We start from the raw sequence: 14,301 nt of genomic DNA, 5'->3' as shown, positions 1-14,301 counted from the left end.
TTAAATCCCCCTGAAAAGACTTTCAATATTTCTTGGCCGTTACAAAAGCGATAAGGATGATGCACTGATCATGAAAAATGAAAAAAAGCATATGTTTGACAATCCAAAAAATGTGAAGCGGCTCCTGGCCATTTTTTTCACCTCTGTGGTGATTCTCTTTATCTTGGATTTCTTCGTTCATAAACATGCCCACTTCCCCTGGGAAAACTGGCCGGTCTTTTATGCTATCTTCGGATTTGTGGCCTGCGTTTTACTGGTGCTGGTCTCCAGATTCATACTAAGGCCCCTGGTGAAACGAAAGGAGGATTATTATGAATAACGTCTGTATCCCCCCGGCATTCATTTTCATCGTCGGCGGTCTGCTCATTCCCTTTCTTAGCGGAAAGGCAAGATCCACATATGTGGTACTCCTGCCGGTGGTAGGTTTCATCAATTTGATCTCCATCCCCATGGGCACCTTGATGACCGTGCCCTTTCTGGATTATACCCTGACCCTTGTGAGGATTGATCGCTTAAGCCTTGCCTTTGGCTATATTTTCCACATCATCTCCTTTATCACCATCATCTACATCCTGCATGTGAAGAAAAACCTTGAATATGTGGCAGGCTTTATCTATGCCGGAGCGGCCCTTGGCACCATCTTTGCCGGGGATCTGTTTACCTTCTTTGTTTTCTGGGAAACCCTCACCGTGGGTTCTGTGATGCTCATCTGGGCAAGGGGAACCAAAGCCTCTGCCGCAGCCGGGTTCAGATATTTATTGGTCCATGTCACTGGCGGATTAAGTCTACTGGCCGGTATCGTCATGATGGTCATGAAAACCGGTTCCATCAAATTCGGATTCATCGGACTCACCGATACGGCCTCCTGGTTTATTTTCATGGGAATCGGCGTCAACTGTGCCTGGCCTTTTCTGCACACATGGCTCACCGACGCTTACCCCGAGGCCACCATTGGCGGCACGGTTTTTTTAAGTGCATTCACCACGAAAACAGCCATTTATGCCCTTGCCCGGGCCTATCCCGGCACCGAACTCCTCATCTGGATCGGAGTTGGTATGGCGGCCTTTCCCATCTTTTTTGCGGTGATTGAAAATGATCTTCGCCGGGTACTGGCCTACAGTCTGGTAAACCAGGTGGGGTTCATGGTGGTGGGCATTGGCATTGGATCAGAGCTTGCCATCAACGGGGCTGTGGCCCATGCGTTCAATGATATTTTATTTAAGGGTCTCCTGTTTATGTCCATGGGGGCGGTGATGTACCGCACCGGAAAAATCAATGCCACGGATCTGGGAGGACTTTATAAATCCATGCCCTGGACAGCTGCTTTTTGTATTGTGGGGGCCGCGTCCATATCGGCTTTTCCCCTTTTCAGTGGGTTTGTGAGTAAATCCATGGTGATGTCCGCTGCGGGCAACCATCACATGATCGCCGTGTGGCTGGTACTGCTCTTTGCCTCTGCCGGTGTATTCCACCATGCGGGTATCAAGATTCCCTTTTTTGCCTTTTTCGGCCATGATGCCGGTCACCGTGTGAAGGAAGCGCCCCCCCACATGCTCATTGCCATGGGTCTTGCCGCCTTTTTGTGCATCTTTAACGGTACCTTTTATAAACCCCTATACAGCATTCTTCCCTATGCGGCCACTTATGAGCCCTATACCCTGTCCCACATCGTCACCCAGACGGAGCTGCTGTTTTACTCGGCCCTGGCATTCACCCTGCTCTTGCTGTCAGGGATTTACCCGGCGGAAATGCGGGCCATCAACATTGATTTTGACTGGTTCTACCGAAAGCCCCTTAACGCTGTGGAAGCTCTTTGTGCCCGGATTTTTAATGGCATCAACAGTGTATGTGACCTTATTTTTGTGAAAACTCTGACGGCCCAGATCAACGGATTTGCCGTCAATGCCACGGCAAAACTCACCAACGGCTTGCTTTCCCCTGTATTGCGTGCCAACGCCAGAAATCATGGCCCGGATGAAAAGCCACAATCCTCACAGTTTGTTCCGCGTGACGTGGATGTGGAAAAAGCCTTCAGCACCGGGACATCACCCATTGGCATATTTGCCGCCTGTGCCGGATTGATGATCGTGGCAATGTACTTTTTTGCTTAATAATTTGCTCTGTGACGCCCTTATAACAAAATAACATCCAATATGGGGACCATATGATAACCAAGTCTGAATTAAAAAAAGATGAATTTCTGGAATCTCTCACCGATGAAATGCTTGAAAAATTTATACCTCTGACCGAAGAATGGACCGTTGAATCCGGTGAGATCATTTTTAACGAGGGAGATTCTGCTGACAATTTTTTCATGGTAAAATCAGGAAAAATCTTGCTTGAACAAAAGATTTCCGAAGATATCATTGCAACGGTGGGTACCGTGGACCCAGGAGAATCCTTTGGATTGTCCGTTCTTTTATATGAACCCCGACGGCTGATGACGGCTATCTGCAGTGAATCGGCCACCGTTTATGTCATCCACAAAAACGCCCTGCTCGACCTCATGGACCAGGATCACTCCATGGGATATTTTATCATGAAGCAGGCCGCCCGGGTACTGAACACACGCTTAATCCTTAGAACCGAACAATTCTTGAGATCCATGCACTCCCATCCGGACATCCACGAACTGGAATCAAATTGATAAGTTGAGGTCAGGCCAGGATTATGGGTGTTATTATCAGAAATAAACACGCTTCCCCCTGATTGAATCAAAGCAGTAAATAAAAAAATAAAGCCCTATGAAAAAAATTTTCATAGGGCTTTTCATTTTTCTGGACAGCCGAAGGATCCGGTCCGGGCAGGCTTTAAAAGAACACTCGGCAAAACTGCCGGATTTTCAATCTTTTAAAACACATTCAAATTCACCATCACAGATGACGCCGAGAAAAATGCATATTCTTGTGATGAGTTTTAATTCACGTTTCGTGAAATCTTTATCCGATTTTGCAATTTTATAAGCGAGTTGAACCGCATTTACAGCTTCGGGGCGACTTATCAAGGGCGTAATTTCTATAAATGCATCGGCAAGGGCATCTTCTGGATGTTTTATAAAATGGTTACACCATTTCCGATACTCTTTAATTAGCTTTGCATGATCTTTTTCTTCAAAGTATTCTGTGTCCTTAATAAATCTTTCTGTCTCTGCGACTTCGCTTTCGGTAATGGTTCCATCAGCGGCTGAAATACATGCAGCCAATACCATTGAACTTCGCCCGATATCCTCATCTATTAACAATTCCTCGAGTTTGCCCATGCCCTTTTCTAAATAACTCTTAGTCTGGTTTAGCATCTTTTCAACAATTTCAATCATTTTAACCTCCTAAATTCGACTGGGTGGGGGTGGCAGGTTTTTCTTTTTCATTGTCCATATCAGGTTTCGGTTCTTTTACATCATCTGCCGGTATTTTTTGAATTTGAGTGGACGGCGACACCGGAACCTGTATCCCATCAGAGCGTCCGGATTTTCGACGCAATTCCTGTTCTAACTTCACCGCTGCTTCCTCAAGACTCGGCGCCATCACAACCACATCTTCCAAAGACATGATTAACCGCTTTATTTGCGGTATTTTCAATGGCCCTTCCTCTTGGAGATAAACCGGTTGGATATAGAGCGGTGCACCTCCTCCAGTGGGTTCTATTATCATTTTTCCCAATACCAACTCGGAGCCTTTCTGGTCCCACAAAGAGAACTGTTCTGAAATCACCACGTCCTGGTTCACTAGAGAATGAACCTGTGCCGGCCCATACACCTGTTGATTACGTGGAAAACGGTAAGCATAGATTTTTCCGTAATTTTCAAGGTCGCTTCTCGCCACCATCAATGCCCGCAGGTTGTCCCGTCCAAAGGGGGATATGGGGAGAAACAATAGAAATTCATCTTTTCCTTGTTCTAATAAATCCAAAGTCAGGTAATAAGGTTCAGCTGGAAAAAATTCTGTCCCCACAGCGATCTTGGAAAACATCCAGAGATCCTCCTGTCGGAAGAACCGCTCCGGATCTGTTTGATGATAGGTTGCATACATGGACATTTGAATGGAAAAGATATCGCGGGGATACCGAATATGTTGCTTCAAAGATGCCGGCATCTCGGACAATGGCTTGAACATTCCAGGATACATTCTGCTGTACGCGTTGATGATGGGATCGCTGGAATCGGCTTGATAATATGAGACATTTCCATTATAAGCATCGACCACGACTTTTACGGCATTGCGAATGTAGTTAAATCCTTCTTCTTTGTATGGCAATGCAATAGGATAATTGGATGCCGTCGTATACGCATCCTGTATCCAGAAAAGCCCCTTTGGCGTGGCTACAATATAGGGATCCTGATCCAGTTTTAAAAATGGGGTAATATGCAGAATTCGTTCTGTAATATTTCGTCGAAATAGTATTTTGCTCTGATTGTTGGTTTTGGTGGTAAAGAAAATGTCTCGATCATTGAAATAGTTTGCCAGTAAAAATTTACGCCAGAGGGAGTTGACCGCGACCCCGCCCGTTCCATTATAATGGACGATGTTCTGACCTTCGCCGATTTCCCCGACGGCGTTTGGAACGATTGCGTAAGGCTTATCCTCCTGACCGTAGTAAATCTTCGTTTGATCGCTGGATAATCCAATCTCGGATTTAGGGGGGATGTCTTTGACAAACCAGGTCATGAATTCATCACCAGCCTGGGCAGCCGGAATCATCGCCACCCCTTGACCGTGGGTGTACTGAAGATGAATGTTAATCCAGTTTTGAGCGACTTCGGGCAGTTTTGATTTATCTATTTCCCTTGCTCCGAGATAGACTTGCCGATAATCGCCATCTATTAAATAGCGGTCGACATCGATGGTTGGAAATGAATAATATGTCCGAATGCCTTGAAGTTCCTCAAAGACCCCCCTAAGTACATCCTTGTCCCAGACGGGAATATTACGTAAACGGCGCAGGACATTCGGATCATCGGCGGCGAAGACCACATCCGACTTCATTTCAAAATCCCTGGATTCGACTTTGTCAAGTCCATATGCCGCAAGCGTAGATTTTACACTTGCCTCAATGTAGTCCCGATCTCTCGCTATCTGGTTTGGTGCCACGATGTATTTTCGAATAACATCCTCAAATTGCCCAACATTTTTTCCGAGCAATGCAATAACAAAAATCGAGAAAAAGATAATGGGCAGTTTCCATCCCACGATTTTGTTGAATTTGAGTACCAGGAAAATACCCGTCAGGAACAGGGAAATCATTGTAAGCCATATAAGAGGAAGAGTCACATTCATCTCTATATAGCCGGGACCTTTGAAAATAGGAAGGTTTACAGTTTCATACAAAAGATCATACCGCTCCAGCATAAATCCCCAACACAAGACCAAAAAAATAAATATCACCAGAATACTGGTGTGCCAATGTGCTTTCTTGGGGGGCTTGCGGTATTCAATGGGCGTGGAAACCTCCTTGTACCAGTAAACAAACAAGACGCCTGCGAGCATCAATGCCATTACTATAAGAATTTCTTTTTGGAGCAAATGATAGATCGGGAGAGAAAAAAGGTAAAAGCTGATGTCCTTGCCGAACAGAGGGTCTACAACATTACTATTATTGCCAAAGAGAAACAACAGCGAATTTTCCCAATCTTTGAAAATCGGTATGGCAATGATCAACCCCATCACAACGGAAAGAATAAGGTACATGTTTCGCAATGCGTGGTTGACATATTTCAACCAGTTTTTTCCTTTGACAACAGGCTCTTCATCTGTAAATCCGACAATTTGGAAAGCCACCCTGAAGTTGATATAAAAAACTACGGAAAATATGCTCGTGAAAAATATAAGTACAAGGTATGGATAAAAGGTCCTCAGGATGTAATATAATTTCATCCCTTGGGTTTGAAACCACCACAAATCAACAAAAAAATCCACGAATATAAATTTTACAACAGCAATCAGGATACCGAGTATCAAAAACGAGCCGATTATGAAGGTCATCCACTTTTTTATATTAGTCATTTTTTTCATTTCTTTTTTTATTATATGGGTAAGTTATTTCGGAGTCATTCCTAAAGTCATGTGCCTTGTCGCCAGTCATGTAAAAAACATGCTCAGGTTAATGATCCTACTGTTCGATGGTCTGAAATATGCTCAGTCAGTTTTTCCCTTATCTTTTTCCATTTGATTATGATCATCAAAAAATATGCGGTTTAACTTTGTGATTTTTTCTTTGGATGATTCCAATACCAGGAAATAACCGATACTCATGGCAAATATCACACCTGCCATTGCCCAGACATAGTCTGAACTGATTTTGGTGAAATCGAGAATGATGATCTTCCGGGCAATGGCCATCAGTGCAGTTGCCATAACAATTTGAACATGGATGACGTCATCTTTCAAATAAATAGTGATATTAACAAATATCTCAATGGCGATCAGAACGGCCATAAAAGCCCCGAAAGTGGCAAGTATGTCACTAATTGTCAATAGAAACTTAGGCGGTGTCATCAGTTCTTTATAAAGGACCCAGCAAACATCTACCACGCCCCAGATGATCACAGCAGTCATGATTATAGCCAGAATTTTTACGGCAAATCTAATGACGGTGTGAAGTTTTTGGATTAGTGGATCATCGAGATTATTACATTCATTCATTTTTTATTCCTGCTTGAATTAATCTATACGCTGATGGCTTGCCAAATTAATGCCGAGTTGAGGAGCGACCCACTTGGGTTGGCTGCTCCAACTCGTTGTTCAGTGTGCTGCGGAGCGCGTCAAACCCATACTCAACTCCTTGTTCAGTGCGCCGCAGGCGCACTGAACAAGGAGTTGAGAGGCATATTATGAGCGAAATAAATTTATCAGACATATTTATTTTTTTACAGCTTTATAAAAATTGTTTTAAATTTCAACTTTTATTTCTGCCATCTTTATTATGGGAAGCAGATGTTTTTCTTTATCCATGATGGTGTCGATCAATTTTTGAGAAGCGCTTCGATAAAAAAGAGATACGTTGATCTCTCCCCCTTTTAAATTTTTTGATGGTAATTCAATGGTTTCAATCAATGATTTTTTAGGAGGTATCCTTCTGTCTTTCAGTATCTCACGGGCTTTGGCGATATTATGAACAGGATTTCCTTTGCCATCACCGAAAATTGTATTATAAATTATCGTATCTTTCGGTAAGTATTGGTTTTCATCCTTCAGACCTGAAACAAAGACCATCCCACCTGATTTATCCTTTACCAAAATCTCAAGCCACATCTGGCGGATATCGGTAAGACCGGTGGGCAAATAATGGCCAGCACCAATATTTTTAACCTCTATTACCAATTTGTGCTGATCCAGTTGTTTTTTATCAATGTACAGGGCGGCTGAGTGTTGAAGCCGTGATATGGCCATTTGGGCTTTCTCCAGATCCCCATTCAATTTCGGCAGGTGGGCATTGGCGCCAACAAAATAATGTGTAAATATATGCTCTCTTTCCGGGCCATCATCAGATGCCACTCCCGGATTTCTGGGTCTTTCGGTACTTCCCGTTGCCGGCATATCCGGCCGTTGATACATATGACATCCCTGACAAGTAGTGCGCTTACTCAAATCTTTGGAATTGTAAGGGCCATTTTTCCATTCTGTGTAGGTTGTTTCCAAATCGGTTCCGAAAACCACATGTTTCACATCATGGCATGTGCCGCAAATCTCTGAATTTGTATGAAATTCTGAATAGGCAACCCCATGATAATCTGATTCGGAGTCCTTAAATGGCCCACGTTTGACGCCAGGATCATCTTCTCCGTTTCCAGGTTCAATTTGAAGACCATTATTGTAGAGTTTATGTGCTGTTGTGGCGGAATGACAATAATCACATTGAATACCCATCTGGGCAAGTTCTGGAATTTTGCTTCTATCGTCAGAGGATTTGGTTGGATATCCGGTAATAACACCAACAGGGGTATGACATTTCACACACGCTTCAGCTTCCTTAATTTCATCCAGATGTTTCAGGTCTTTGAGGAAATAATCAGAAATACTTTTATATATCAAATCCTTATGTGATAAATGATGCAGTGAATTTTCCCACTGCATGTAGATATCCGAGTGGCACCCCCCACACGTTTCCGCATCTATAAACTGATCAATTTGACAAATCGATGTTATGTTTTTTTGCTCTTTTTTTTTTTTTAATGGTAGTTCTTCCGCTGAACTCAATTGTTCCTGAACAAAATCCCAGTTAACCACATTATCCAGAACCGATTGTACGAAGTTTTTTCGTCTGTTCTTGTAATCCAGATAATAGGCATGCTCCCAGACATCCACAACAAATATTGGTTTTATCCCGTAGGCCACTGGCGTGTCTGCATTGGCTGTAGTGAGGATTGTCAGGCCGTCATTTTCCTTCACCAGCCAGACCCAACCGCTGCCGAACTGAGAGGCTGCCGCAGACACAAACTGTTGTTTAAATGCATAGAAACTGCCGAAAGATTGGTTAATCTTATCAAGAAGTTTTCCCCCAGGTATGTTTCCACTGTCAGGTTTGAGGCATTCCCAGTAAAAAGCATGGTTCCAGGCCTGGGCCAATGCATTAAATAAAGGTTTATAATTTTCTTTTCCTTTTATTTCATGCAGCAACATAACCGGAGAGGTCATGGTGAGACCTGTTTCTTTCAAAAGTCGATTGGTCGTTGTCACATACCCTGCATGGTGCTTATAATAATGAAGCGCCATGGCTGTTTTTGAAATCACGGGCTCAAGTGCATCCAGGGCATAAGGCAATTTTTTTTGTGAATACATATGGTCTTCTTTTCCGCCGCAGTGGGTCAAAAGAAGTCCTGCCAGAATCATCATAAGCAATGATGCACATTTGTTAATCTTTTTTTTTACATGATTATTCATTGGCAAAATAGTAACTCCCCTTAGAGCGTGTAACTCACTAGATTCTATAACAATTTTACCCGATACCACCTCGGAGCTTTCCTGGTTTATGATGTGATGCGAAATATTACCCTATTAAACTGCTTATAGCAAACATTATCGTGAGGCGCAATGGTGTTTTTGATGATGATTAGAGAGAAATTTGTTAAAAGAATGTCAAAACAAAGGATAATTATCCCAACCAAAATCCTGATTATAACGAAGTGGGGGATCAATCCATAACTTGCTAAAATCATATGTTGGAATTATCGACCACAGCCTGTGCAAATGCCAAAATCACCGATAATGCCAATAATACAAGCCTGCCCCCTCTCTGATTAAAAGGGAAGTTCTTTTCAATAACTCGGGGTGGGAAAGCCTGTCTACCCTTAAATGCTGGCTACTATTCAAAAAGATTTCCTGAATGCCTGGACTTATTGCGAACCTACATTAAGGGTCGTACCGGGAAAATGGGAATGCGCCCTGGGATGTTGACCGAATATTTACGAGCATGTGACCGAATGTGCGACCAAAACTAAAAGGGGTTATGGTAAAAAACCATAACCCCTAAAATTCTATTTGGTCGGAACGGCTGGATTTGAACCAGCGACCACTTGTCCCCCAGACAAGTGCGCTACCAGACTGCGCTACGCCCCGATCACTTAAAAACAAATACGATTTACCACCATTGCTATCAGGTGTCAAGCGGTTTTTAAATCAATTCTATTTTTAATTTAAAAAAACGAAAAATCCACAGTCTCAATACCCATTGAAATGATCCTGGGGCTTGATCACAACATAGGCATATCTTCAAAACACGTGCCCCCATTCAAAACTCAATGGGCCCTGCTGCCTTCCCATGCCTTTTCACTGATTTTTAAAAACCCAGCCACCGCATCCGGATCAAACTGCTTTCCCGACTCATTTTTGATTATTGACAGAACCTTTTCTTTACTCATTTTTCTTCTGTAAGCCCGATCCGAGGCCATGGCATCAAAGGCGTCTGCAACGGATAAAATTCTTGACAGCCTTGGAATCTCTTCTCCGCAGGCACCCTTTGGATATCCCTTACCATTATAGAACTCATGGTGATGACGAATGATTTCCTGCTCTTTTGTCCAGAGCCCCAGCTGACTGACAATATCAGCACCAATGGTGGGATGCTCCTTGATTTTCTCATACTCTTCATCGGTCAGACGTCCGGGCTTGAGGAGAATATCATCCCGGATGCCGATTTTGCCGATATCATGGAGATGCCCGGCAAATTGAAGCACATCCAGTTCTTCATCGGTGCAGTCAAGCTCTTTACCAATCATGACAGACACCTCTGCCACCCGTCTGGAATGTCTCTGCGTATAAGGATCACGGGCCTCAAGGGCGGCAACAAAAGCGTACAGCGTGGCAAATAGGTTATCATAAATATTTTCATAAAGTGCTGTGTTTTCAATGGCAGATGCGGCTTTGTGGGAAATAAAATTAAGGAAAAAGATATCTTTTTCCGTAAATCTACCCTCACCGGTTAAAATAGCGGCGGTGACAATGCCAAAAACCTTGTCCCTGATTTTCAAGGGAGTCGCCATGAAAGAACGAATACCGCAAAACACAATTTCATCCATGGGTTGGGCCACCAGAAGCGGGCTATCCTCGGCAATTGTGGATAAGAGCGTGTTTTTTAATTCCTGGTGCATCCCTTTTCCACAGGCATCCTCAAGGCCGGAAGCAGTGATGGGAAACAAATTGTCCCCAGCTTCTGAATAAATATAAAGGCATACTTCATCAGCCCTGCTGACCTCAAGGCCCAAGCCCACAACCCGGTTAAAGATGTCATGGCTTGAATTAAAGGAAGAAAAGTCATCCATAATTTTATTTAACAGATTCACCTCTTCCACCTTAGCCGTGAGTTCGAGGTTCAAGGCTTTGATGCGTTCCTGGCGCTGCACTTCCTGCCGTAGAATCAGGTTTTCCACAAACAGTTCACGCTCCCTTAAAATACGACGCAGACTTAATTCCATCTGTTCCAGATTAACAGGTTTAATCAGATAATCCACCACACCGTTTTTAAGGGTTTCAATGGAGTTTTCCAGGGAGGGAAATCCCGTCATCACCACCACCGGTAAAGACGCATCTTTTTTACGAATGCGCTCGGCCAGTTCAAGGCCATCCATGACGGGCATATTAATATCCGTGAAACAACAACCGATGCGGATACCAGTGTCAATAATAGCCATGGCTTCCAGGCCGTTGCGGGCCGTAAACACCTCGTATCCCTTCCGTGCGAAGTACTCCTCCGTTATTTCGAGGATTCCCTCTTCATCGTCCACTACCAGAATCGTGGTTCGGCTGTCATCTTCTATCATACTAAAGAAATCCTGTTAGCTGTTCGGGTTTCGTTGTGACTCTTTTTCCATTGGTTGCTTCAATATACTAAAGGGACCGCCATTTATCAATGTAAAAAAACGGGCCTATACACAACACTTTTTGGGGAGAATCAATGAATATTTATCTGAATAATGCATTAAAAAACGAACATTATTCTTGACTTTAACGATAACAGAGAATATTATTCGATCTATAACATCATCTCTCCCTCCTTAGGGTGCCTGTTCTTTTATCTCGCTCCTGAAGGAGGGCCAGGACTGATTACACCGTTGCCCATCGAAGCACATCAATGGGTCAGAGGAATTTGCCCTGTGTAAAGTACGAAAGAGGACCCATGGATCACATTGATTTTAAAATTTTAAAAATTCTCCAGACCAAGGCAAGGGTTCCCAATGTGGAAGTAGCTAGGGAGGTCGGCATGGCACCCTCAGCGGTTCTGGAACGTATTAAAAAGCTCGAAGCCCAGGGTATCATTGATGGATACGAAGTGCGACTCAATCCCGACAGGTTCGGGGGGGCACTCATCGCTTTTCTCCACATCCGTCTCACCCGGGATGCCCTGATACAAGACACCGCCACGAAACTTGCCAAGCTGCCATCCATACAGGAAGTCCACTACATTGCCGGTGAAGAGTGCCTCATGGCCAAAGCCAGAATTGCAGACATAACGGCCCTTGAAACACTTTTAAATACCCGGATAAATCCCATGGCATCCGTGGCCCGGACAAAAACCGCCATTGTTCTTTCCACCTTTAAAGAAACGGCAAAGATCCCTTTGCCGGAAACCTATATCAACACCCCTTAACCCAAGGAGATTCACCATGCCCATGTCCAGGGACTTTGAACAACGCCTCTCAGCTGTACTTGAAAAAACTGTCCAGCAGTTCGACACCCCTTTTCACATTTACGATGAGGCTGGCATAAGAAAAACCGGTCAACTTCTGAACCAGGCATTCTCACAATTAAAGGGATTCCGGGAATATTTTGCGGTGAAAGCCCTTCCAAATCCAAGTATCATGGCCCTCATGAAGGAGATGGGCTTTGGATTTGACTGCAGTTCATCCCCGGAACTGTTGCTGGGTAGAAAAATCGGCAGCAGGGGGGAAGATCTGATGTTCACCTCCAACAATACCAGCCATGAACAGTTTCTAACGGCAGCCAGGGACGGCGGCTCCATTCTCAACCTTGACGATATTTCCCTCATAGCCAAGGTACCTGTGATGCCGGAACTGATCTGTTTTCGCTACAATCCCGGCCCCCGTCGAAAGGGTAACAAAATCATCGGCAATCCCATTGAAGCAAAGTACGGGGTCAGTCATGAACAGCTGGCAGATGCATATCGCCAGGCCATGGACAGGGGAGCCACCCGATTCGGCATGCATACAATGCTTGCATCCAATGAACTTGATTTTGAATATATTGTAGAAACCAGCCGCATGCTCCTTGGCATGGTGGAAGAAATTTCCCAGATCCTGGATATTACCTTTGAATTCATCAATATCGGCGGAGGCCTTGGCATCCCCTACCGCCCTGACCAGCCTGAGATTGATATCATGGCCATGGGAAAGGACATTTTCAAATTAATGGAAACATTTCAACGCAAAAACGGCTGGGCACCCAAACTGTTCATGGAAAGTGGCAGATACATGACAGGCCCCCATGGCGCACTGGTAACCCAGGTGATCAACCACAAAGACATTTATCGAAAATATGTGGGTGTTGATGCGTCCATGTCTGCCCTCATGCGACCGGGCATGTATGATGCTTATCATCATATACACATCCATGGTAAGGATGATACCATGGAAACCGCCGTGGTGGATGTGGTGGGAGCCCTGTGCGAAAACAATGATAAGTTCGCAGTTCAGAGGACTCTGCCGGTGACCCGGGAAAAAGATCTGCTGATTATCCATGACACTGGGGCCCATGGCCATGCCATGGGGTTCAACTATAATGGTCAGCTTCGCCCCCAGGAACTGCTACTCAGAACAGATGGAAGAGTAGAACTCATTCGAAGAAAAGAAACGGTGGAGGATTATTTTGCCACATTGCAATTTGATCCGGTCAGCGTCTGATGTCACATGTGAAGGTTCTCTTCGTGAACATTTTTTCTGAGAAATGACCATAAGCTGCCCCCCATCCAGGGCCGTATCAATTGGACGTTTGGGGCGACATTAGCCCGTCTGAACTGGAAATGTGCCCCAAATTTTCTATTCTGAAACAAACAGGTTCAAGGTGTCGATGAACACCTTGTCCTCTGTTTCCATCACCTCTATGACAGCCTTGTGCATCCGCTTTTTATGCTCCCCGAAAATGCCCCTTTTTTTCTGAAAAGCGGCGGCAAAGGCCATGGTATCGGCCATGAGTTCCTCAAGGTTTTCACTGGCCTTCTCAATTACGTGGTGCGCTGCAAGCTCATCTGCTCCCACGCGTTTGCCGGTGAGCTTGAGTTCATTGAACTTGTACTCAGGTATTGCCTTGCGAACAAAGGCAATCATTCCCGGAAGAAAGGGAATGTTGATATCCACCTCGGGAAAACAGAAAAACCCGCGATCTTTTTTCATGAATCGAAAATCACATGCACAGGCCAGCATGGCACCATTACCAAAGGCATGACCGTTGATGGCAGCAATGGTGGGAAGGGGCATCTGCAGCAATCTCTTAAAAACTCGATTCATGCCATACATAAAGGTCTTGATGACCTCAAAGTCCTTTTTCTGGAGTCTTTGCCCCAACCACTCAATGTCAATCCCCTGGGAAAAATTTTTGGGGTCATTTGAGGTAATAACCAACGCATGAATCCCTTTATCTGCCAGCACCTCATCAAATATTTCGTTCATCCTGACGGCAAAATCAAGATTCTGGGTATTGGCACCGTTACTCAGTGTCAACACGGCAACACTTCCCTCTTTTTTCCAGTCTGCAATGGCCATTGTTATCTCCTTTAAGTCTTGAAAAATATTAAAAAGCCGTGTTTAATCACAACATGGACCACTTTGGGGTGGGGTTCAGGCTTGCGTTGAAACAC

At 44.3% G+C, this 14,301-nt stretch carries 11 protein-coding genes and 1 tRNA gene; 5 read left to right on the top strand and 7 right to left on the bottom strand.

Going from position 1 to position 14,301, the window contains the following annotated elements; genetic code table 11:
- Positions 1–70: 70 nt before the first annotated feature.
- Genes ACYQ2M_RS08975 through ACYQ2M_RS08965 form a run of 3 tightly spaced genes read left to right on the top strand, consistent with a single transcriptional unit; the run spans position 71 to position 2,647 of the window.
- Positions 71–319 (top strand): hypothetical protein, encoded by a 249-nt coding sequence (locus tag ACYQ2M_RS08975; RefSeq protein WP_084066731.1) that lies wholly within the window; start codon positions 71–73, stop codon positions 317–319.
- A complete protein-coding gene (locus ACYQ2M_RS08970) occupies positions 312–2,111 on the top strand; it encodes a Na(+)/H(+) antiporter subunit D (RefSeq protein ID WP_459915996.1) in 1,800 nt (599 codons plus the stop codon). Before ACYQ2M_RS08975 ends, ACYQ2M_RS08970 begins: the two co-directional genes overlap by 8 nt.
- Before the next feature lie 53 nt (positions 2,112–2,164).
- On the top strand, positions 2,165–2,647 hold the full coding sequence (locus ACYQ2M_RS08965; protein WP_459915995.1) for a Crp/Fnr family transcriptional regulator: 483 nt from the start codon (positions 2,165–2,167) through the stop codon (positions 2,645–2,647).
- A gap of 195 nt (positions 2,648–2,842) precedes the next feature.
- Here the strand turns inward: ACYQ2M_RS08965 and ACYQ2M_RS08960 are convergent, their stop codons facing one another.
- From ACYQ2M_RS08960 to ACYQ2M_RS08935, 6 genes are all read right to left on the bottom strand, one after another.
- Complete coding sequence (locus ACYQ2M_RS08960; protein WP_459915994.1) at positions 2,843–3,316, bottom strand: tellurite resistance TerB family protein; 474 nt, start codon at positions 3,314–3,316, stop codon at positions 2,843–2,845.
- A 1-nt stretch (position 3,317) separates the two neighbouring features.
- A complete protein-coding gene (locus ACYQ2M_RS08955) occupies positions 3,318–5,999 on the bottom strand; it encodes a UPF0182 family protein (RefSeq protein ID WP_459915993.1) in 2,682 nt (893 codons plus the stop codon).
- 132 nt (positions 6,000–6,131) lie between these two features.
- A complete protein-coding gene (locus ACYQ2M_RS08950) occupies positions 6,132–6,638 on the bottom strand; it encodes a phosphate-starvation-inducible PsiE family protein (RefSeq protein WP_459915992.1) in 507 nt (168 codons plus the stop codon).
- A 246-nt stretch (positions 6,639–6,884) separates the two neighbouring features.
- On the bottom strand, positions 6,885–8,945 hold the full coding sequence (locus ACYQ2M_RS08945; protein ID WP_459915991.1) for a Fe-Mn family superoxide dismutase: 2,061 nt from the start codon (positions 8,943–8,945) through the stop codon (positions 6,885–6,887).
- Between the two features lie 529 nt (positions 8,946–9,474).
- Positions 9,475–9,551 (bottom strand) — tRNA-Pro (locus ACYQ2M_RS08940).
- Between the two features lie 179 nt (positions 9,552–9,730).
- A complete protein-coding gene (locus tag ACYQ2M_RS08935) occupies positions 9,731–11,251 on the bottom strand; it encodes an HD domain-containing phosphohydrolase (RefSeq protein ID WP_459915990.1) in 1,521 nt (506 codons plus the stop codon).
- A 356-nt stretch (positions 11,252–11,607) separates the two neighbouring features.
- Between ACYQ2M_RS08935 and ACYQ2M_RS08930 the strand changes: the two genes are divergently transcribed.
- Complete coding sequence (locus ACYQ2M_RS08930) at positions 11,608–12,078, top strand: Lrp/AsnC family transcriptional regulator (RefSeq protein WP_459915989.1); 471 nt, start codon at positions 11,608–11,610, stop codon at positions 12,076–12,078.
- A 16-nt stretch (positions 12,079–12,094) separates the two neighbouring features.
- Positions 12,095–13,348: a diaminopimelate decarboxylase gene (locus ACYQ2M_RS08925; protein ID WP_459915988.1), complete on the top strand. Its 1,254-nt coding sequence runs from the start codon at positions 12,095–12,097 to the stop codon at positions 13,346–13,348.
- A 135-nt stretch (positions 13,349–13,483) separates the two neighbouring features.
- Here ACYQ2M_RS08925 and ACYQ2M_RS08920 read toward each other — a convergent pair whose 3' ends face one another.
- A complete protein-coding gene (locus ACYQ2M_RS08920; RefSeq protein ID WP_459915987.1) occupies positions 13,484–14,206 on the bottom strand; it encodes an enoyl-CoA hydratase/isomerase family protein in 723 nt (240 codons plus the stop codon).
- Positions 14,207–14,301 lie beyond the last annotated feature (95 nt).

The sequence above is a fragment of the Desulfocicer niacini genome, assembly GCF_054657595.1.
Note: the sequence above shows the minus strand (reverse complement) of the source record. Positions and strands in the feature narration are given on the sequence as shown.